This is a genomic window from Pseudoalteromonas tunicata (assembly GCF_002310815.1).
GTDB lineage: Bacteria > Pseudomonadota > Gammaproteobacteria > Enterobacterales > Alteromonadaceae > Pseudoalteromonas > Pseudoalteromonas tunicata.
In genome coordinates, this window is record NZ_CP011032.1 from 2162389 (window position 1) to 2184407 (window position 22019).

The window sequence follows — 22019 nt, forward strand, 5'->3', positions numbered from 1 at the left end:
GACAGGAACTCGAGCAAGCCATGATAAGGCATGGATGCCGCTTCATGGCGGTTATGGTTCTCATCAAATGTATTTTTGAACAGTCGCTGCCTATTTTTTGAAAATCTGGGGCGCCGAGGGGTGTCAAGGGGAGACCGGCGATAGCCTCCCCTTGGCTGCTGTCGCCAGTGCGACAACAATGTTAATTTAAAAAGCGGTTTTTAAAACTAAACACAGTTATTGATTTGAAAACGGCTTTTAAGTAGATTCGGGCTAAAACCCGACCCACAAAAAGCGGCCGAGCTGCGCTCGCCTTCGCAAGCAGGCTTGCACCTACAAAAATACCACAGCTCACGCTGATGCCAACAATTCCCCCTTAAATCAAACCTGAAAAAATAGATTTGATGAATAATGCGCGACAGGAACTCGAGCAAGCCATGCTAAGGCATGGATGGCGGTTATGTTCACATCAAATGTATTTTTGAAGATCAGTTTGCCTATTTTTTGAAAATCTGGGGCGTCGAGGGGTTCCAATGGGAGACCGGCGATAGCCTCCCCTTGCCTGCTGTCGCCAGTGCGACAACAATGCTAATTTAAAAAGTGGTTTTTTAATTTAAAAGCAGTTATTTATTTTAAAACGGCTTTTAAAAAGCTGTCGGGCTAAAACCCAACCTTCAAAAGCGGCCAAGCTTCGCTCGCCTTCGCAAGCAGGCTTGCACCTACGGTAAAATATCAAAAAAACATAATAAGCTCTGTGTAGCGCAGCGCCTCGGAGATCTCGGTGGTGAAGCAATTTTAACAACTGAGCTTTCTTTGATGAAAAAGAAGGTTAACCACCTGAGGTTAAGAGAAACACAGAGGAAAGAAAAAGCTATTAATCAGTTGGCTTTACTCACTTAGCTTTTCTCGGTGTAGCGAATCGCCTCGAAGATCTCAGTGGTGGAAAATCACAATTAAACACAGTTGAATCGAGCTAAAGCGGATCCTGCAAGAAAAGCTGCCAAGCTTTACTCACCTTCGCAAGCAGGCTTGGACCGACACCTTTGCGCAGCTGCTATGCATTTTGCTGTTTTTTAATTCAGGCACTCGGCTATCAAAATTATTACACGAAAACAAAAAAGCCAGGATCATGCTTCTGGCTTTATGCTGTATGTTTAATAAAGCTGATTAAAAGTTAAAGCTGATAGCTCACGGTTAATTTAGCATTGCGTTCTTCGCCTGGCATACCACCTAAAAACATCGCTTTACTGTAATACACTTCATCAAATAGGTTGTTGATATTAAGCTGTAGTTTCCAACGCGCGGCGCGGTAACTTACTGCGGAGTCATACACGGTGTAACTTGGTACATAGCCATCAGGGATCCCAAACGACGTTGAGTTGGTACTGCGATCATCCACATATTTCACACCAAGACTGAATTCAATTGGATTTTCAAGTTCAAACCAACTTGCACCATACGTTAACCAAGCACTAGAAGTGACATATGGCACCCCCTTTTGACGAGTATCAAAACTGCTTGCGTTAGGATCTTTTTTATCTCGTGCATCTTGGTAAACGGCATTTACATTTAAACGCCATTGCTTATTTATTTCGGCATTTAAATCAAATTCGACTCCGGTGGTTTCTTCTTTACCATCATAAAAATACTGCGCAACATTGGCTGCTGATACGCCCGCTTCAAATTCCGGATTACCGTATTGTAAATTTGTACGTGCACTTTGAAATACCACTATAGATCCCAGTAATTGGTCGTTAAACGCTTTAAAACGCATACCAATATCATTACTAAGCGACTGTGAATCATCTCGGTCGGTTTCAGTGCCCGTAATAGTTCCTAAAATGCTATATGCAGTGCGCCCTTTGGCATGATTAACAAACAATGAAATATCATCTGTTGGCATGTAAGTCGCACCTAAGTTATAGGTCATACCATTATCTGAGGTATTTTGCTCTGGTGTGGGTGATGCAGCACTGGCGCTATAACGAGGATCAACACCTAAATGTTGGTATGCTTGCTCAATTTCATTAAAGGCAATACCCACTCGGGTCGTAAAACCGTTATTAAAATACGCCACATGTTGCAAGCCAGTGCCCCATGCTTTCACTTTTTTGTTGTAGTTACTGGTTTTGAGCGGATCATGGTCGGCAAAACTGCCTTGTGCCCAATTAGGATTACGAATGTCTAAAATATAAGGCAAGGTGCCCTGATAAATCTGCTGTCCCGCTTTGTTTTTAATTACATAGTCGGCGTCATAAATTGAATATTGTTCAAAGGCAATGTTGCGATCTTCATAATTGGCATTAACTAATAATTCGTGATCGATACCTGCAAAGCTAAAGTCATAACGTAAATCTAAAAAGTACTGCCACGAACGTTCATCTGCTTGAACTTGGCGATACTCTTGGCGTCTGGCGGCATACGGATAAAGCACATCGTTAATCACTAACGGTGCTCGAGGATCGGCATTAATAGTGCCATTTCGGTTCCAATATACATAGTTGTATGCACCGGTTTGGCGGGCAAACCCAGACTCATAATTACGGTATTGTAATTGCTGATTTAAAAAGAGGTTATCAGTCAAATCAGCATTGTGCGTAAGCTTAAAGCGCACTTCTTCGCCTTGATTATCTTTGGCCATTGGCGAAATAATGCCATTATGACCGAAGGTATAAGGGGTTAGCCCGTCTTGATTTGCTAAAGAGTCGGCCAATTGCTGACGTTGTAAATCGGTCAGTTGTACACCTTTTCCTTTTGGATCGTTTATGAGGTCTTGCCAGGTTACTTGACCTGCCGTTTTACCATCAACCGACTGTGCATTAAAAATACGAATAGGATGACCAATCGAATCTACCGCTAGCGCATCTTTAATATAAGCAGCCGATAACATTAAATCGTGTGATTGATCAAAGACATATTTTAACGATAAATATGCTTCGTCTCTATCGTCACTGAGATCTCGGTATCCATCGCTGCGGGCCGATTTAGCCATCACACGGTAGGCTAATTTATCTGTAATTCCTGCGGTGCTATCAAAGGCTACCGAATAGGTATTCCACTGGCCAATTTCAGCCTCAAGCTGATGAAACTCAGTAAATTGTGGTTTTTTCTCAATTAAATTGATCACACCACCCGCACTACCCATACCGTATAAACCAGTCGCAGGGCCTTTTAATACTTCCACAGAGTCAACATTGGTCAGTGAACGCGTTGGATTAAAGGTATTATCTAAACCTGCCCCACCATACATGCCATCGTAAGTGTAATTGGCACCTAAACCACGCACCACTAAATTATCACCAATACCGTAGTTGTTACCCGCTTGAGTTACACCACTTATATTGCGTACTAAATCTTGTAAATTATCAACACCTTGGGTACTAATAAGTGCTTTATCAACCACCACAACTGCGGCAGGTGTTTCCATCAGCGACATATTTGATTTAGTCGCTAAACCAGAATCTTTCACTACATTGTTTTGACGACCATAAACGGTGATTTGTTCAAGTTCGTTTTGTTCAGTAGAGGTTTGTTGTAATGTCGGATCAGCGTGCACCGAAGAAAATGCAGCAGCACATGCCACAGCAAGAATTGATTGATTGAAAGGTTTCATTAAAGGCTCCTAATTACGCGAGGAGCGAATGATAATAATTATCAGTTTTAATTCAATAAATAAATTCGAGTTTATACGAATAATTATTATTTTTAACAAGATACTATCGCATTGATAACTTTTAAGAACTTAAAAAAACATTTAAGTTAACATTTTTTGATAAACAATAGAGTACAAGCCAAATTTGATGCAAATTCACATAATGATAATGCTGATGAGAAAATAAATAGCACCCAACTCTGAGGTTTAGGACCAGCTTCTAGCTTAGCATTTTGCCTAAAATATCACTGTGCACAAGCAGTCAGCTGAAGTTAATCTAAAGAAATTAGCTGCGGCTTACCACAATAATAACCTTGCAGATAATCAACATTAATATTTTTTAACATAATTGCAATCTCCGAGCTTTCAACCCCCTCAGCAATAATTTTAGTGTTTAACTTATGACACATCTTAACTAGTTGACTTAATGGGCTAATATCACAGCTCTGCTCGGTAAAACTCTTGACCATTTTTCCATCTAGCTTGATATATTGGGGTTTAAAATCAAACACTCGTTTAAAATTAGAACTCTCAGCACCAAAATCATCAATTGCAAACTGGCAATTAAAACGAGTGAACAACAACATTCGCTCAGCCAGTTGAGCGCTATCGTGATGCAAATCCTGTTCTGTAATTTCAATTACGATATTGTTAAACAAAGATTTTTGGTCTGATTGCTGAACTAAAAAGTTGAGCGTACCTGAAGATAAAAACTGCTGAACCGTAAAATTAATAAACAGTAATTGCCCAGTTTTTCGGATCAATCCATTTGCATCTAATCTAAAAATTTCACAGAGTATTTCGAATGAAAATTCGGTATATAGCTGAGGCGAGTGGTTAAAGGTATCTAAGGAGATTGAATTGAATTTTCTAAGTAATATTTCGTAGCCAATCACTTCCTCATTAACTGCAGAAATGATAGGCATCTTGGCAAAAACAGTATTATTTTCCATAATGTATTTTCTTTTATCCCATCGAAAAATTTATTTTTAATCGTTTTTTACGACTAAGTTAAGTCGTGCTAAAACGTAATTACTACTTTTTAAATGACTTTATTTAAGAATAAGTTAGCCCCTAAAAAAGCACATTACCCTGTACCAATTGTGATTACTAACATTATTTAAATATTTTAAAAGAATATAATTATTAATAAAAATACATAAATGCCATTGCAACTTTAAATTACACGTTAAACAATAGCATTAAAATTAAATAATGTTTATTTTAACGAGGCGCAGTATTGACCTAAATTGTCAGGTATAGGCATATTAAGTAACGTTGCAAAATATTTATAAAATCCAATTCTATTGTCTAATTGTGGATTCATATTGTTGCCACATTCAATACCGCCATTAATGATATTCACCGTTTCACCAAAAGGATCATCCGCGTATTTTTTAGGATTTCCGATCATCACTTCATGGCATGATGGTTTAGGCGCTTGTGGTGTCATCCAAAACCAAATTGCTGTTTGCCAAGCAGTTACCGGGTCTGTTGCCACCAGTGAAGGATTATTTAATAGCTGGTTTTTATCATTAAAAATAGCTTCGCTCGCCTGACCATAATTATAATTGTAAGAGAGTTGAATTGCGCCTCTCCCTTGATATGTCTGATTAGCCACTGGCGGATAATCTTTGCTTTCAACTGTATATTGTGAACATTGACCACTTTCACAGCCAACTTCTTCAGCAAAGTGCAAGCCCCATTTATATGTGCCATTTGGTGGAGTGGGTGCGTCTGGCCACCCACCTGTAGTTTCGTGTGATACATTGGCAAGAAATGCCACTAACTCATTTGTTTTAACAGCATCACTCCCTTCGTTTAAAAATTTAGGGTACTTTGACGCAGCCTCAAGCAAACCATTATAAGTAAAAACCCGATTGCGATTGGGAAACATTGCATGATATTGCTGTTCTGACAATGGAAACATAATAATTTATCCTTATTAAAATAAAGGCTAAACCTATAGCCTTTATCTGATTCATTTAGCTAGCTCTTTAAGGTGCGGTCCCTGTAACACTATAACTATGGCCAGAGTCAAAGCTTTGATTAAGTGCCGAAGACACTCTATTTCGCACTCCGGTTTGATTAATTGGATCATCAGTCATTGTTGATTCACTCACATTAGCATGTGCTACGGTACTTTTTCCCGCAACCCCATTTACTTGCACTTGAATATTGTGAAACCTTTGACCAGCTTGCATAAACGTCCCTTGCATATCGACTCGCATTAAGTCATTTATAACCAGGGTACCAGCTGCATTTTGAAATATTTGATGGTATTCAAGCCTGCCTATAACGTTATAGACTGCTTCTTTTCTTTCTTTATTGAGAGAATTTGGAGAGCCTTGAAAAATATTTGGTATCGGCCCATTTTGAATTAGGTTGACTGGCATATATACAGACCTCTGTTTTAGTTAAAAAAAATAAAATTAAATAAAAACACCGATAAATTAAAATAGGTGTAAACACTCAAAAAATTTAAACAATAAAAAACCTTCACTTTAATAATTGGCTATAAACTGCCGATATTAAGTAGTAAGTTTACTCTGTATTAATTTTTGAAAAGAACGTATTAAAACGTTTAAAGTAGGGTTTTTTATGATTAAACTTATGGGGTTAAAAGACTAAATTAATACTACTCTTGGCTTTCAATCTTAAAGCTATAGCCTTCTTCAGCATTGCCATTAAGTGAAATTGTAGCTTTTGTTACACCTTCAAGATCCTGCTCAAAAAAGCTATCCGAATTCAATACTGCTGAATTTAATAATTGGCTTTCTTGGATCTCAGACGCAACACCCCAATATAATTTTGGCTTAAGTACAAACGTTGCTTTTTGACCAAAACCAACAATATTTTTTGTCATCATCAGCTTGCCATCTTTATAAAGATTAGCGCTGATCCCATTAGGTACGTTGATATCATTATTCACATCAATTGATTTGGTATCAGCCGCGTTGCCATTGGCACCAAGCACCACCCCAGTGTCATCTTTACTGACGGTATAACGTTTGCCAATAATCGATTCTAACGTTTGGGTTTTGTTCTGGCCATTTAGCCAAGTGGCGCCAACACTTGTTTCAATTGGAAACACAAAACTACTTGATGACGAGCGGCCAATGTTAGGCATAACACGCCAAGCCACACCCTCTTTAAGCGCATCAAAAGTAGGAGTTTCGTTTTTAGTGAATACAAAAATTGTAGGTAAATCATTATTCATTGATTTGTTAATATAAGTAATGTCAATATTTGAAGGCATAATAGATCCTTAATTAAAAATGAGTATGTGTTTGAAAAAATTAAATTTAGTTGATTAATAAGTTATTCTTGGCTATCAATTTGGAAGCTATAACCATCTTCGGCGTTACCGTTAAGTGAAATAGTCGCTTTTGTGATGCCTTCCAAATCTTGTTCAAAAAAGCTATCTGAATTCAATACCGCTGAATTTAAGAACTGACTTTCTTGGATTTCAGACGCCACTCCCCAATATAACTTTGGCTTAAGGACAAACGTCGCCTTTTGACCAAAACCAACAATGTTTTTTGTCATCATCAGCTTGCCATCTTTGTAAAGCTCAGCACTAATTCCATTAGGCACGTTTACGTCATTATTCACATCAATTGATTTTGAATCTGCTGCATTACCATTGGCACCAAGCACAACTCCTGTCGCATCTTTGCTCACGGTGTAACGCTTACCAATCGTCGATGAAAGCTTCTGTGTTTTGTTTTGGCCACCTTGCCACGTTGCACCAACGCTTGTTTCAATCGGGAAAACAAAACTACTTGAAGAAGAACGACCAATATTTGGAATAACACGCCAAGCAACACCTTCTTTTAAAGCATCAAAAGTCGGCGTTTCATTTTTGGTAAAAACAAAAATAGTCGGTAAATCTTTGTTCATGGATTTATTAACATAAGTAATTTCAATATCTGAAGACATAAGTCCTCCTTTTTATTTAAAAAGAATAATTAAGCCTGAAGGCTTAGGCGGTACAGCTACTACTAATCTTTTGGTGAATCATCCGACGTTTTAATCGTTGCTGAGGTCAGCTTAGCGTCAAATGACTTGCCATCATCAAATGCATTTAATGCCGTGACTACTTGAGCTATGCCAGTGCTTGTTGCACCATCAAGTGGATACGTTTTAGTATTAGAGACTGACATTGCAACGCCCCCTTTACTTTGGCCTGCAGGCACAGTTTCAATAACGGTTGCCACCAGTGTCATGCTAATGGACTGTGGTACTGTTAATGTCGATACATCACTATCAACTGTTACTGTAATCGTCTCACTTGATTGTGTGGTGGATGACTGAAGCACAGAATCAATTGAAATTACACTACCTTCCAATTTTGATTTCTCTGCGGCTTTTGCAATTTCATTCAATTGTTTTTGAATACTTGCTTGCAAGCTAGACTCTGAGCCAAGCTCGTTAACTAACATTGAAATAAAACTATCTGTATTGGACACGACAAAACTCGAGGTCATAACTATTTGACTACTCATACTTTTTTTCCTTTGCTTGGGTTGGGGTTTAATGGAGGTTGTTGACTCAAAGAGATCGTCCGAAGATGCAATAAACCTTGCATTCAACGATGCTACTTTTTTTTTTAAGGTAGTGAGTTCATAATCTGAAAATTTAGCTAAACTCGAACGAATAATTAAATTGCCATTACTTAAAACTTGGTAAAAAAAACCATTGTTTGAAACAAGTAAGTGGTTAAGATCTTCGTTTTTCACTCCTTTTATTTCAATACTTGCCATAACGGTGACTTACGTTTGATATTCTGTTTTAAAATAATATCCGTCTTTGGGATTACCATTTAGAGACACTAAAACATCTGAAAGACCATAGAGATCGAGTTCAAAAAAATTTTTGGTGCTGAGCACTGCAGATTCAGAGCTTAATCCTTTACTTTCAAAAATTTCAGACGCTAAGCCCCAGTAGAGTTTTCTACTTGGTTTAAACACAGCGCTTTGTTGATATCCAACAATTTTTTTACGTAAAATCATTTTATTAGCATTAAACAACTGCGCTAAAACACCATCTTGTACATGAATATGATTAACCAATTCTATAATGCCCTGATCGACCGTATCATTGGTTCTTTCAAGCACAATCCCGGTTTCGTTTTGCAATATCGCATATTGGCCACCAAGTTGAGCCGACAATATTTTGGTCATATTCTCGCCATTATGCCACCCAGCTCTTAACTCATAATTATCATTAAAACTAAATGATGATATTGAATCTCGACCTATATTTTTTAAAACTCGCCATGCAATACCATCTGAAAAAGAATTAAAATCAGATATATTGTTCTCAGCCGTTATAAATACTTGCGGCAAATCTTTATTCGAAGACTTATTAATATACTTAATGTTAGTTATCATTTAATCACCTTATTATTCTTGTTCTTCAACCTTAAATGAGTAACCTTCTTTTGCATTACCATTTAATGAAACAGTTGCAGAGGATACACTTTCAAGATTTTGTTCAAAAAAATTAAGAGAATCGATTACCGCCGAGCTAATCGCACCTGACTGTTGAATTTCAGACGCTATTCCCCAGTATATTTTTGGTTTAATTAAAAAAGATGCTTTTTGACCAAAAGCTACAACATTCTTTTTTATTAGGTCACTCCCACCTTTACTAAGGTGAGCACTTATACCATTTTTAACTTTAATATCATTGGTCAACTCAACTTCACTACTTTTTAATGCATTACCATTTTCTATCAGTATAATTCCAGAGCTATTCTCAGTGATTGTATATCGCTTTCCAGGGATACAGTTAAGTGCTTTTGTTTGATTACAATTATTTTCCCATGATGCATAAACCTCTGTTTTTGCTGGGTAAACAAAACAACTCATAGAGTCTTGCCCTATATTTTCAATCACTTTCCAGGCCACACCTTCTTTTAACGCATCAAAAGATGGGATTGCATTTGAAGCAAATATAAATATCTTGGGCACATCTCTATTTATAGATTTATTAATATAGGTTATTTGGGTATCACAAAACATTACGATTCCTTACCAAAGTTATAATTAGTACATTAATCAATATAAATTAAGTTTGTAATCTAATAACGTTTGACTCTGACTTTTGTTCCCATTTTTATTTTAAATTTTTAAATTTGTTTCTTGAACGCTGATTTTATTTTCTGCCTACTGGTAAAGATAAGTTTTCTAGCGTGTGCTTCTGATATATTGTAATCCAAACTAATTGCCTTATATTCTTTATCATTTACTAAGTGATCAATAGTGATTTGTCGAACTTCGGTCGTTATCTTTGATATTTCTTTATTAATTAATATCAACTTCCTTCTGTTACATTCATCTTTAAAAAGCGTATCACCTTCACAGCTGTCATCTTCAAAGTAAGTAACATTATATTTTAATTGAGTTTTGTTTTTTCTTAATTGGTCAAAATATATATTTTTTGCTAATTTTATTAACCATCCCAAAATTGCTAACTCTGGATTAGCTAAAGGCAACTTCTCATAAGCTTTTAGTAATGTATCTCTCGCTAGATCTTCTGCATCGTGATGATTATTTTTGGTAAGACTATAAAAGCAGTAATTAAATATTTTTTTCTCATATTTAATCCAAAAAAACCAATCACAATGAATGCCATTGTGTAACTCCTTTATCAAGGTGCAACTATCTTCACGCATCTTTTCAACTGTGTTTTTTTGGTCAATAAACTTTTTCATCTCTCAGTCCTTAAATAGATTTATCAACGACCTTGTTGAACATCATTAGGGAGTAATAAACATTGAATAGACATATCCAAAGATATTTTTATACCCTGTTAGTCGTTATTGAATCCTCAGTTTATTTTCTCGACGATGATTAAACCTTTGCGCAATGCATATACTTCTTTGATGGTTGCATCTCTTTTTCTTTTTGACGATATTGCCTTGGTGATAATTGATAAAATCGTTTAAATGCAGTAGAAAAATTATTTGAATCGGGGTAACCAACTCTTTCGGATATTTGCATAATATTAAGGGAGGTTTTATCTAAAAGTTCGGCGGCTTTTTTCATTCGCTGCTCTCTGAGCCAATCAAAAACGCTTATGCCATGATAAAATTTAAATAGATTATTTAACTTATTTCTATTAGTACCAACATTACGTGTTAATACATCAAGGTTAATATTATTAGCTAAGTTTTCCTTAAGATAACATTCTGTTTTTTCAATTAACTTAGACTTAATATCAATGTTGTAATCTATAGAATTAGATTCATACTCTTGATAGTCATTAGGATAAACAATGCATCTAACTCTGTAATAAAGCTCTTTTTTTATTATCGGGTAGCTTATGTAATCTAAAAAACCAATCTCAAATAGTTTCTTTTTTTTTTGATGTTATATTTACAATGGCAATAAATACCGGTTGAGGTAAGGCGAGGTTTTTAAAGTAATTTGAAATTATCATTTTGTCATTGTAAATTTCTTTAAAATTTTTATCTAATGTAGATATAATTATCAATCTTGGTGTGTCAATCCTCTCTTCACTTCGGAAAAAGTCCAATTCTTTCTGAGTTACATTAAAATTAAAATCCAAAAAATTAAGATTAATAACTTTAAATTTAATTGATTTATTTTTTACTAATAAAATATGATTGTTTATTTTTTTTTGTTTTGAAGCTATCCATAAAACCTCGTTAGTAATATTTAAATAAATATGAAATGTGGCAACTTTGACAAAAGCCACACTTAAAGTACCTAAAACAAATACAACCAACAAGCAGATATTGATATTACACGCTATTACATCGCGAATTATTTTTACTGCGGATAAAACGCGAACAATAAATTTTATTTTTCATATGAATGATTTTTATTTTTTAACCTAAAAATAATCCATAAAAATGTCTGAGGATTTATAGCATCTCACACCGGGAAAGGTTTCAATCTGGGGATTAAAACCTAATTTATACCTTACTATCGTACTTTATTTTCGCTAAATTAACCTGAACTCTGATTAATTTATATTGTTCTAAAATTAAGTATCTTAAGTGGACTTTCTTGTAAAGAAAAAACACTGACGCATTGTCGTCAGTGTTTTTCTTAGAAATTTTAGTTACTGGTATAATCGGCCAATAAGCTCACCCCGCTATATGAACGATAACCTTTTAGCATCACATGGTATCGTCCTTCACCACCTGTTAAGGTGCAACTTTCGTTATTGCCATTTTTAAACGGGCGACAATCATAACTAGTCGATGTCGGTTTACTGCCTTTTTTTACATATAAATCAGCATCACCAGTCCCATTTGATAACGTCACTCGAATATTGCTTGCACCACTTGGCACATCAAAATAGTAAAAAACCTCAGAACTCATCGTGCCACTCAACCCTTCTTTGGCTTGGCCTTTGGCTAATTCATCATCAGGGATTGTATTATCTGAAGTAACAGCAACTTGCTGAGTCACGGTATGGCTTTGATTATTAGAATCAAGTACCGTAAGGCTAACTGAATAGTTGCCAGCAGCTGAAAATGTATGTGTAACTTGTGAACCTGAGTCAGTTTGATTATCGCCAAACTGCCAACTGTAAGAATTAATTGAGCCAGCTGAACTTGATCCGCTTCCATCAAAGCTGCATTGCTCAAAATTACAGTTGTATGTGAATCGAGCGATAGGATTACTGCTATCATTATCATCACCTATCGGTATCTCGCCATTAAAATAAGTTGAAACTTGGGGCCAAATCTTACTAATTTTTGCGCCTTTATTATAACAACCGCCTAAATGATGTAAGGCAATAACCTTATTAGTCACACCAGCCAAAACAGGTGAGCCCGATGAGCCACCAATTGTATCGCAATTATAACCTATGTCAGTGCCAGTGCCTCGACCATTGGTCGACGCGGCATTAACTTGGCATAAGCCGTTACTATCTTGATCTGACTCGATAGCGAGCTCTTTTGGATTACCCGAACCATGCTGAGGAATATAGATTCGTTCACCTTGCAACGCATCACGTACATCCAGTCCTAAATAACCAAACTGCGAGATAGAAGAAAAATCATTCACACTAAATAAGGTGTAATCAAGCGTATAATCTGTTTTGAAGAACTGGTTCCCAGTAACTTTAACTACCGCTTCTCGGGTACTTCCATTACAACTTTTTTGCTGATAATTGAACCATACTTCTGTCGACGCCAACTCACCTGCGGTTTCAACACAATGGTTATTTGTAAACATTTTGTTATCTGCACCAACACGCCAGCCAGTACACAAACTGCGCCCGCCTATCACTAAGCGAGCAACGGGACGACTGCGATCAAACTCTGTAGGGTGACTATTGGCCCAACACTGTACATCTTGTCGCTCGTTCACCCCACAAGTTGAAAGAAGGGACGCATCATTTTGATTGATATTGGCAGGGATCACACTTTCAGTACCATAAAAATAGCTGTCTATTACACCAAATTCTGTGTGCTGATCTGCGGTATTTTCATCAGGATAATATTCAATAATAACGCTGTCATTTGAAATAGACATGGCCGAGAAAGACGAAATACCATCATCACCTAATGTGGTATCTTTAGTGGCTAAGCTCATATTATTTACTGTGTATTCATAACGTTCAGTATTATCAGGATTACGTATAACTAGTTTGGCACTGCCTGCTAATTGAACATTTTTAAAATGTAGTTTGATGTAATCTGCATTTGGATGACTAAGCTTATGGCTTATGACTAAACCTTGATTTGATAAAGCGCTAAATTGGCTACTCAGTACCAAATTACTCGCAGCTTGTTTACCTATTGTGGTTTTGCTCGCTTCACCTGATGCGGCTGCCACTCTTAAAACGTGTAACTCATCGATATTTGCAATAGCCGTTGCGGCATAAAAAATACTTAATACTGGTATTAAAAAACGTAATTTCATACTAGTTCCTTAGTTCTGTTAATTTTTAACTTCGACCCAACAGCACAAAATGGGTACAAATAAAAGTATAAGCAGAAGACAAAAAAACAAATTAACAAGGAAAATAGTCGGCTTGCATTGTCAGTTCGATATTTGACAACAATAGAAGTTAACTCACATCTGTTGAATGCACTGTTTTAGGTACTTTAATGGCCATTAAGAAAAATGTAACAACAAGCTTGTGTTTATTTAGTGAATTTAATGTAAATAAATTAATACAAAATTGCGTTTTTTATTGCTTATTTTATCAAACTAAAAACTATTACCTAAAAATAAATCAGATTGAGCATAGGCTTTGTGGCAAATATAGAAGGCGTGAAATTTAACAATCAAAGGGTAAAATATATGGATGAACCAGTGTAGCTAAGGGATATTAAAAACAAAAAAGCCGAAATATTTTTCAGCTTTCAAATAAATAATTAATAACTAAAACGATAAAGCTAACTATTTAAAGACCTATATTATGCTTAAGCGTTACTTCACAAGGAGCTGAATTTGTTGAAAACGCCGATTGAATAAATAGATGATCTCCTACCTTAAGATTAGATAATATTTCTTTAGTATTGTTATATCTACGCTTCGCGGTTTGATCTGAAAAATCAGTTGAGCTGTCTTTATTCACATCGTAATAAATATTACATCCACCTTTTGCACCTTCATTTGTTACCCAATTAAATGAAACGGAATAATTCGAAATCTGGTAATCAAAATTTGTAACTGAGCTTGCGAATAAATTGTCTGTTATTTTTACATCCGTCCAACGAGCTTGTGGCACACCAGGTCTTGCTTTCTCTGTAATATCAACACCGAATGAAGATGATGCATTCGCCCCAGCTGATGCAAATACTAAAGCAGTGGCTAATACTTTTAGAACTTTACTCATTTTAACTCCATTAATTTCCATTAAATAAACTGAACAATAAAGTAACCAAAACAGAAACAAATGTAAACGAAAAAGGTACAGAAAATCACGTATTTTTATATTACTATTACTTTTTCTCATTGATTTTCGTCCTAAAGCTAAGCCCTAAACCAACAACCAATCAACAGCATAACTTCTAGATTTTTTGCCTTTTTTTTAAAAACGAAAAAACTAGACTGACACCACAGTCTTCCCTTTTCGGTAGTATAAAAATGATTTTACCACCAAGCACATCGAGGCGCTTCGCAGCATCGTGGATTAAAAAACATTTCAACAACAGACTATAATTCCAACGAATTCAACGCACGGTGAAATCAAAATAAAATTTTGAGGTAGTCCTTTATCACGACAAGAACAGGTTATCTGAATATAAAAAGCCGCAATATTTTATAAAGCCAAGTGTTCTAAGCTAAATAAATTTCATTATATCAAGTAGATACTTATTTACGCTTGGATTTTATTTTTCAACTGAATCAAAAAAACCGCGGCGTTTTAAATATGATGATAAGGTCTAGTTTTTTGCTTTTTTACGACACGGGCAAAGATAAAACCAGCGAGGAGGCTTTTTCTCTCAACTGCTTGTATTGGCGTTTTATGGTCAAACATCGAGCACGCTTGCTTAGAATCATCGTAACGGCATGATTTTCGGTAATTTGGATAAGCAAGACGACGCGCAAAAACACGCCGTCTTAGAAAGAGCCGAATGGTGTTTGGAAAACATCGAATTGCTCTAATTTCTACTTTTTACTTTCTGATTGAACGTTTAATTAGCCAATGATGCTTCTTGGCGGCTAAAACGTTGTTGCTGCCATTTTACGATTCTTGGCAGTAACAAACCGGCAATAACAATCGCCACACCCAATAGCTGTAAACTTGTAACAGTTTGACCGTATGCAAATGCCGTCAAGGCCGCAAAGACAGGCACAAAATTGAAGAACAACGAAGCGTTTGCAGCACCAAGCTGTTTCACACCAGAAATCCACAATAAGTAACCACCTACGGTGCCAAACACACCGATGAACAATAAGTCGCCCAATACATAACCACTAATCGCCAAGCTTTCTTGTAGTGGATGCACCTCAGCACTAAACGCTGTAACCAAAGAGATCACCCCTAGCCCTGATAACATACCGACCAAGGTGTAAGGGATCATCGGCATCCAACGACTCACACCTTGCGTTAAATAGGTATAAAGGCTCCAGCACAACATGCCCATAAAGATCATTTGATCGCCATGGTTAAACTCAAAACCCAGCAAGCGTTTTAGCTCGCCATTGGTTAATACCAGCAAAACACCAGATAAACAAACCACCAAACTAAAAACCGCACTGCGAGTTGGCAGTTTGCGTTGTAACAAAGAGCCAATCAAAGACGTTGCTAATGGGCTGAGCGCCATAATTAAGGCACCATTACTTGCATCCGTGTGCGCCAAGCCAGTAAACAAGCCAAGATTTAACCCGCCGACACCAATGATAGAAACGCCAATCGCCCACGCCCATTGTTTTGCCGTTAAGCTAGGCATTGGCATGTTTTTCCACTTAGCATAAATAAACAAACAAACAGCAGCAATGGCAAAACGCCAAATGACCAAAGTCAGCGCGTGCACCTCTCCCAACGCATGTTTACCCACAGGAAAACACGCTCCCCAGAAAAACGTGCATAGCAACAATAATAATACCGCGTTGGTACTCGCCGAACGGTTCATATCTTTCTCCATTAAAAGAAAACTTGAAAATATAAGGCGCAGTGTATAGATTTTAAATACGGAATAAATAGACAAAATTGAGACAATAGATCCCAAATATGAAATTTAACTATTCACTAGATGATATGCGTTGTTTTTGTGCTGTTGCCCAATACGGCAGTTTTAAACAAGCCTCGGCAGCACTGGAAATTCCTCTTTCTACATTGAGTCGACGAGTCGCTAAATTAGAAGAGGACTTGGCGATACGATTGCTAAACCGTGACGCTCATAGAGTCCAACTCACCCATTCAGGGCAACGATATTATCAACGAAGCGCATCTCTTTTTGAGGAACTAGAGGATGTTGCTGTATGCCTTCAGCAGGACAAAACCCAAGCCAAAGGGACTATTCGGATTTCTGCGCCAGTGAACTTTGGTGTGCATGTTTTAGCTCAGCATTTTAATGCTTTTTTGATTGAATACCCTGACATCCATTTGGATTTACGCCTTTCAAATCAAAACATCGATATTGAGGAAGAAGCCATCGACATTGCATTTCGCGTCGGTGATCACAATGCAGTTCATTGGATTGGTAGGCACTTAACGAACATTCGCTTTGTTATTTGTGGCTCAGTCAATTTGGACCTATCCAGCCTAAAAACGCCCTGTGATTTAGAAGGTTTTGCCACTGTGTTGTGCTCGCCTATGTCCACATGGAAGCTGCAACACACGACCTCGGGAGAGATGCAAACCCATAAACCAAACCATAATATTCGCCTAAAAGTAGACGATATCAGCTTGCTTACACGCGCCATACAAGATGGTTTAGGTATCGGTTTTATACCTGATTATCATGCGCAGCCATTGATTGATTCGGGAGAGCTTCGACAAGTTTTACCGGAGTGGAGCAACCAACCTCGCGGTTGCCAAATGCTCTACCGTGACCGAGATAACATGCCCTTTCGATTGCGCTTGTTAATCGATTTTATGCTTCAGCGTTTTAATAACAATCCATCGTAAAACAGCCAGCCATCAGAATGACGAGAAAAATTAAAACAAAACTTTACGCATTTTCTTCACGCAGAAATACTCCTCAGCGAGCCTGGAATAGGCTCATCGTCGTTCCAACTTTAAATGCCAGTATTAATAAATAAAGGGCAGCATTTCAAAGTGCAAAAGATTTTGCTGTCTGGTTGGCAATATCACCCCACTAGTTTGCTCAGGCTCAAATAGTGATATCGGCAAAATATCAAAGCGAGGCCATCGATATTTACGCAAGCAGCTCATTCATAGTGCCAAAGCTCCACTCAATCGATATAACAATGACACTATGCGCTCAAAGTGTGAGGCGAAGCGGTCGCACATCGACATGGCTTTAATAAGGCGGTGGTTGCAATCGCTTATGAACTTGCACGTTTTGTCTGGCATTTATTACAAAAAAATGTGGCATACCAACCCCAAACAATGCAGGCCTAATATGAAAACTTTACCCCATGACCTTATTTATAAATGGTTGCCTATTCGCAATTACCTAAGAAGCAAAAGGCAAAAAGAAAGACCCTACCCTGCTGGTTAATTAAAAAGCAAGCTCCTGAAATAGATCCAAAGCGAATTTAAGGTATTAGATTATGTATTTGGAATAAATATAGAACGTTATTTTTAATAAAAAAGTAATAATAAAACCTCAATGCCCTGAGCTGGAGTTTTGTACGCACTTTTCAGCGAGTAAAATTCCCACTACTTGGCATGTTAGTTACTCTTTAGCATTCTTTATATAATACTCGTTCATTATTGAACCAGAACAAACTTCACCTTCTCTACTACCAATTAACCATTCTTTTAAAAAGGCAATTCGTTGCAGCGTAAGTCTTGTTTTATAACCCGAGTAACACATTGGAAAAATACTTCCGTAATACATAGGGTCGCCAGCTCTAGGAAATTTTAAATCTAAATCTAACTCAAGTTGGGCCTCCCAGTTTCTTTGGGATTTTTCTAGATTAACAAGAAATTTTTCTTCATCTTTATACAGTTTATTGATCTCTGTGATTACTCTAAATAATTCAGATTCGGCTTTTTTGTAATCAATACCCGCACATTGATTCATGTCTCGCTGACTCATTGCTGTTTCAAGGCAAGACTCTGATTCACTAGAATAAGCATTTAAATTGAAAAATAGCGAAAACAATAGACATATTCTAATAATCGACACTGAACTTCCTTAGTAAATATAACGAGCCTGTAGAATTACTCATTTCAAATTTATTTTTATTAATCTGCAAACCATAACTGAGTTCCTTTTTTGATTCAATCGTTTAGTCTGTTTTGCTTTTAGAATTAACATTCTAAACTTAAGGACATGTTATTGCACGAATAGTTAGCAAGCATGAGCTGTTTTTATCTTGTAAAAAAATACAAAATAAATAGTTTGTTCTTTTTGTTCGTTACGGGGATCCCTTAGGGTCAAACGCGAGGGTTGCCAAATAACCTATCTATTCGTTTAATATTGTGTTTAACCTTCGCATTGCTCTTTAGCTTTCTTCCCAAAGCAGCAATGGATATGAACGTATGTTGGCAGAGTGTTGCTGCTGCTTTCATTAATGTGCAGTGGTTACGCTTATCAATAACACCTACTGTATTAGAAAATGTTTTATGTAATAATTTATTTAAGTGCATAGTCGATTTAGTATGTAATTTCTTTGGTCGGAAAAAGCATATAAGATCAAAATTAGCTATGCACTTCACTTCAACTATTTTTTTTATATTATCTTATTGATTTATATTATCAAATTGTGGGGATTCGTCAGGGTCAAATCTTGACTTCATACATCATAACGTTTGATTGACCGTAATTTACTCAAAATGATTTATCAGCTTGAGTCTAAGCCTAGAATCAATAGCGATTGGTCTTTCTTTTTGCCTTTGATCATAAAAAGTAAAACTTAACTTCACCCCCTATTTCACATTTTTAAATGCAATAATCGGCAAGGTTACTGATAAACTTCATAATAGACTATAAGATACAAGTTTATTTTTCTTGCAACTTATTACAAGCAAGCTATTTTATACCGATTAAAAAGAGGCCGAGCTGCGCTCGCCTTCGCAAGCAGGCTTGCACCTACTCAAAGCTCACACTGATGCCAACAATTCCCGCTTAAATCAAATCTGAAAAAATAGATTTGATGAATAATGCGCGACAGGAAGTCGAGCAAGCCATGCTAAGGCATGGATGGCGGTTATATTCACATCAAATGTATTTTTGAAGATCAGTTTGCCTGTTTTTTGAAAATCTGGGGCGCCGAGGGGTTCCAAGGGGAGACCGGTGATAGCTTCACCTTGGCTGCCCATGCCCGCGCGACAACAATGCTAATTTAAAAAGCGGTTTTTCAATTTAAAAACAGTTAGTTATTTGAAAACGGCTTTTAAATAACTGTCGGGCTAAAGCCCGACCTACAAAAACGGCCTAGCTTCGCTCGACTTCGCAAGCAGGTTTGCACCTATGGTGAAATCTCAAAAAAAACATCAAAAGATCGGTGTAGCGCAGCGCCTCGGGGCTCTTATTACTCGGTGGAAGTGAAACTATTTTAACTACTGAGTTCTCGGTGGTGAAAAAGAAGGTTAACCACCGAGGTTAAGAGAAACACAGAGGAAAGAAAAAGCTATTAATTAGTTGGCTTTACTCACTTAGTTTTTATCGGTGAGCGAAGCTTCGGTGTACTCTGTGGTGGTAAAAAATCACAATGCAACAGGCGTCGAGCTAAAGCCCAACCTTAAACAACGGTCGAGCTGCTCCCGCCCGCCGCCTTCGCAAGCAAGCTTGCAGTTACCACCAATATTAGCACCAGCCTTGACGCCAGAGCGTAGGCTGCTTTAAGTCACGCCAATTAATCTCATATTCATTATTACTGTAAACCGCTTGAATGACGCAGCGTGTGACTTTTTTATCTTCATCAAATTCAACGGCGGTCACGGCAAAATGCTTTTCTCTGTTCACAGGAGATGTTGCCGTCCACTTGCTGTGCAGCAAGGCTTTTGGATTGATTTGATTCATGCCACGGCCCCTAAATGGCTCAATTGCGCCCACATTAATAAGTGACACACCAAGACTACCGAGGTTATTTTGGCCCGCATTTGCTGGTACTCTTTGCTTAATAACGCCCAGTTTGGTAAGCGCTTTTGCAGCAATAAAAGCCAAACAAAACTGCCCGCCAACCACAGCAAGCTAAATTCAATGCTCACAAACACCCCAAGCGGTAAAGGTAAAGTGACAAGCACCACAAGCCAGGCCTGAGTGACTGACTGGCTGCGAGCTATTGATTCATCTAATGAGTTCGCGTTATTTTGCTGATGGTTTTTGCCTTGTTTAGTTTGAATATTAAGTGGCGCTTGCCACAAACTGCCTGCTACAAAGCTTAAAATACTGACGCTATAAATAACAAACGCCTGCAAAATCCAGGGTGCTTCGCTAAAAAAATAGCCACCGGTTAAAGTCAAAAAAGGTAATAAGCCTAAGTAGCTTAGATTTACATGATGGGTAGAAGGCATGGTTGCTTTTGCTCATAGAAATTTGATTATTTAATACGGGCATAATACATAAGTCGATCAGCTTTTCATCCACAACTGGCTCTGGCCGAACCATGGCAGCAAAGCCATGCTAGCTCAAAGGCAAATAAATATAGGTACGTAAATCGCACTCATCAACTTGATGTATAAAGTTTAAATACTCAAAAAATAAAGGTTGCTCGCCAAGCTCGTAACCACTGCTTGGCAACCAATCACGGTATAACGCATAAATAGCAGGCTCCATGGCATCTAAACTACCATGATGGATTATTTTGGCGCATTTACAGCCAGCAATAACCCCATTCACCACACCAAATGCATTATCGCTAATCATTTTTTGTACACTGCCCGCCAGTTGAAAACGAAAGTCTGCGGCTTTGGTCGCATTGGGATCGCCAAACACTATGCCAAAGGTTTGGCTGCTGTTTATGGGTGATAACCCGCTGCTTTTACGCCAATTAATAAACTGGGCGGTGGTTTCAAAAATACGCTCTGGTGCACCACGGTGTTCAATTAATCCGACACGTGTTTTTGGAAAATCAATCACCTCAACACACAATTGAGCAGGTATTTGCAGCCGTTGCTGGTTTTTTACCTCAGCAAAAACACCATGCCAGTTAGGCCAATTTGGTTCGGTTCGAAATTGCGAAGGCGATTGCATAAAGGTGCGTTTAAAGGCGCGTGAAAACGCTTCGCTGCTGTCAAAACCCGCTTCAAGTGCAATATCTAATACCCGCTTTTCTGGCTCAAATACTAAACGAAATGACGCGCGTTTTAACCGTGCTAATTGCACAAACTTAATCACAGTAAGCCCGGTGCTTGTTAAAAAAACCCGATGAAAATGGTATTTTGATAACGCAGCAACTTGGCTGAGTTGCTCAAGGGTATGCTCGTCATTTAAATTCTGCACAATAAAATCACACACTCGATTAATACGTGCTTGGTGGGCTAATACAACGGGCGATGTCATAAGGTCAATTCCAACAGGTAAATCAAACCGAGTGTGCCACAGGCCAAAAACAAAAGCATGATTGAAATTGCGATTGTTTAGATAGCTTCAACCATGGCCTTAATTTTAACTGCTTTTTCAAAGTGATCGAGTTTATGGGTTTGGATCCACCACGTTGCCGCTTCCATCAACAATACAGGATCATCATTTTTATTGGCAAAAAAAGCATAAAAAGACACCCCAACACTTTCCCCTTTAGCGGCAATTTTTTTATCGCACACTGCGATTATTTTTTGTTTCAACTTTTGTTGCATTACTCGT

22 protein-coding genes and 1 pseudogene are annotated in these 22019 nt (G+C 37.5%); 2 read left to right on the forward strand and 21 right to left on the reverse strand.

What is annotated here, in order from left to right; translation table 11 throughout:
* Window positions 1-1153 precede the first annotated feature (1153 nt).
* From PTUN_RS09785 to PTUN_RS09860, 15 genes are all read right to left on the reverse strand, one after another.
* Complete coding sequence (locus PTUN_RS09785) at window positions 1154-3592, reverse strand: TonB-dependent receptor (protein WP_009840099.1); 2439 nt, start codon at window positions 3590-3592, stop codon at window positions 1154-1156.
* 311 nt (window positions 3593-3903) lie between these two features.
* A complete protein-coding gene (locus PTUN_RS09790) occupies window positions 3904-4584 on the reverse strand; it encodes an EAL domain-containing protein (RefSeq protein ID WP_009840100.1) in 681 nt (226 codons plus the stop codon).
* A 266-nt stretch (window positions 4585-4850) separates the two neighbouring features.
* The gene (locus PTUN_RS09795) at window positions 4851-5561 is read right to left on the reverse strand and encodes a chitinase (RefSeq protein ID WP_009840101.1); all 711 of its coding nucleotides are present in this window, start codon (window positions 5559-5561) and stop codon (window positions 4851-4853) included.
* A gap of 67 nt (window positions 5562-5628) precedes the next feature.
* Window positions 5629-6027 (reverse strand): hypothetical protein, encoded by a 399-nt coding sequence (locus PTUN_RS09800; protein ID WP_009840102.1) that lies wholly within the window; start codon window positions 6025-6027, stop codon window positions 5629-5631.
* Between the two features lie 242 nt (window positions 6028-6269).
* Window positions 6270-6890: a hypothetical protein gene (locus PTUN_RS09805; RefSeq protein ID WP_009840103.1), complete on the reverse strand. Its 621-nt coding sequence runs from the start codon at window positions 6888-6890 to the stop codon at window positions 6270-6272.
* A gap of 62 nt (window positions 6891-6952) precedes the next feature.
* On the reverse strand, window positions 6953-7573 hold the full coding sequence (locus PTUN_RS09810; protein WP_009840104.1) for a hypothetical protein: 621 nt from the start codon (window positions 7571-7573) through the stop codon (window positions 6953-6955).
* A gap of 62 nt (window positions 7574-7635) precedes the next feature.
* Window positions 7636-8139 (reverse strand): hypothetical protein, encoded by a 504-nt coding sequence (locus PTUN_RS09815; RefSeq protein WP_157579393.1) that lies wholly within the window; start codon window positions 8137-8139, stop codon window positions 7636-7638.
* A 267-nt stretch (window positions 8140-8406) separates the two neighbouring features.
* A complete protein-coding gene (locus tag PTUN_RS09820) occupies window positions 8407-9027 on the reverse strand; it encodes a hypothetical protein (RefSeq protein WP_009840106.1) in 621 nt (206 codons plus the stop codon).
* Between the two features lie 12 nt (window positions 9028-9039).
* Entirely contained in the window at window positions 9040-9660 is a 621-nt protein-coding gene (locus PTUN_RS09825; RefSeq protein ID WP_009840107.1) for a hypothetical protein, read from the reverse strand.
* 107 nt (window positions 9661-9767) lie between these two features.
* Window positions 9768-10352: an RNA polymerase sigma factor gene (locus PTUN_RS09830; RefSeq protein WP_009840108.1), complete on the reverse strand. Its 585-nt coding sequence runs from the start codon at window positions 10350-10352 to the stop codon at window positions 9768-9770.
* A gap of 139 nt (window positions 10353-10491) precedes the next feature.
* Window positions 10492-10983 (reverse strand): helix-turn-helix domain-containing protein, encoded by a 492-nt coding sequence (locus PTUN_RS22505; protein ID WP_083781300.1) that lies wholly within the window; start codon window positions 10981-10983, stop codon window positions 10492-10494.
* Window position 10984: 1 nt separating this feature from the next.
* On the reverse strand, window positions 10985-11359 hold the full coding sequence (locus tag PTUN_RS09840; protein WP_119081471.1) for a hypothetical protein: 375 nt from the start codon (window positions 11357-11359) through the stop codon (window positions 10985-10987).
* Between the two features lie 365 nt (window positions 11360-11724).
* Window positions 11725-13545, reverse strand: coding sequence for a PKD domain-containing protein (locus PTUN_RS09845; protein ID WP_009840111.1), 1821 nt, complete (start codon window positions 13543-13545; stop codon window positions 11725-11727).
* A 487-nt stretch (window positions 13546-14032) separates the two neighbouring features.
* On the reverse strand, window positions 14033-14467 hold the full coding sequence (locus PTUN_RS09850; RefSeq protein WP_119081474.1) for a hypothetical protein: 435 nt from the start codon (window positions 14465-14467) through the stop codon (window positions 14033-14035).
* A gap of 802 nt (window positions 14468-15269) precedes the next feature.
* Window positions 15270-16211: a DMT family transporter gene (locus PTUN_RS09860; protein ID WP_040644158.1), complete on the reverse strand. Its 942-nt coding sequence runs from the start codon at window positions 16209-16211 to the stop codon at window positions 15270-15272.
* Between the two features lie 98 nt (window positions 16212-16309).
* Here PTUN_RS09860 and PTUN_RS09865 point away from each other — a divergent pair, with 98 nt between their 5' ends.
* A complete protein-coding gene (locus tag PTUN_RS09865; RefSeq protein ID WP_009840114.1) occupies window positions 16310-17209 on the forward strand; it encodes a LysR family transcriptional regulator in 900 nt (299 codons plus the stop codon).
* Between the two features lie 181 nt (window positions 17210-17390).
* The gene (locus tag PTUN_RS22585) at window positions 17391-17765 is read left to right on the forward strand and encodes a transposase (RefSeq protein WP_369118700.1); all 375 of its coding nucleotides are present in this window, start codon (window positions 17391-17393) and stop codon (window positions 17763-17765) included.
* A gap of 177 nt (window positions 17766-17942) precedes the next feature.
* On the opposite strand, the gene PTUN_RS09875 is transcribed toward PTUN_RS22585, so the two are convergent.
* The 6 genes and pseudogenes from PTUN_RS09875 to PTUN_RS09895 all read right to left on the reverse strand — a co-directional run bounded on the left by PTUN_RS09875 (window position 17943) and on the right by PTUN_RS09895 (window position 22012).
* Entirely contained in the window at window positions 17943-18398 is a 456-nt protein-coding gene (locus PTUN_RS09875) for a lysozyme inhibitor LprI family protein (RefSeq protein ID WP_050760053.1), read from the reverse strand.
* A gap of 254 nt (window positions 18399-18652) precedes the next feature.
* A pseudogene (locus PTUN_RS21785) lies at window positions 18653-18862 on the reverse strand (IS4-like element ISPtu1 family transposase); the annotation flags it as partial.
* Window positions 18863-20021: 1159 nt separating this feature from the next.
* A complete protein-coding gene (locus tag PTUN_RS09880) occupies window positions 20022-20237 on the reverse strand; it encodes a TIGR02450 family Trp-rich protein (protein ID WP_009840119.1) in 216 nt (71 codons plus the stop codon).
* Entirely contained in the window at window positions 20234-20731 is a 498-nt protein-coding gene (locus PTUN_RS09885; RefSeq protein ID WP_009840120.1) for a DUF3429 domain-containing protein, read from the reverse strand. The genes PTUN_RS09880 and PTUN_RS09885 overlap by 4 nt, the downstream gene beginning before the upstream one ends.
* 109 nt (window positions 20732-20840) lie before the next feature.
* Window positions 20841-21719: an AraC family transcriptional regulator gene (locus tag PTUN_RS09890; protein WP_009840121.1), complete on the reverse strand. Its 879-nt coding sequence runs from the start codon at window positions 21717-21719 to the stop codon at window positions 20841-20843.
* 77 nt (window positions 21720-21796) lie between these two features.
* The gene (locus PTUN_RS09895) at window positions 21797-22012 is read right to left on the reverse strand and encodes a DUF6500 family protein (protein ID WP_009840122.1); all 216 of its coding nucleotides are present in this window, start codon (window positions 22010-22012) and stop codon (window positions 21797-21799) included.
* Between the last annotated feature and the right edge of the window lie 7 nt (window positions 22013-22019).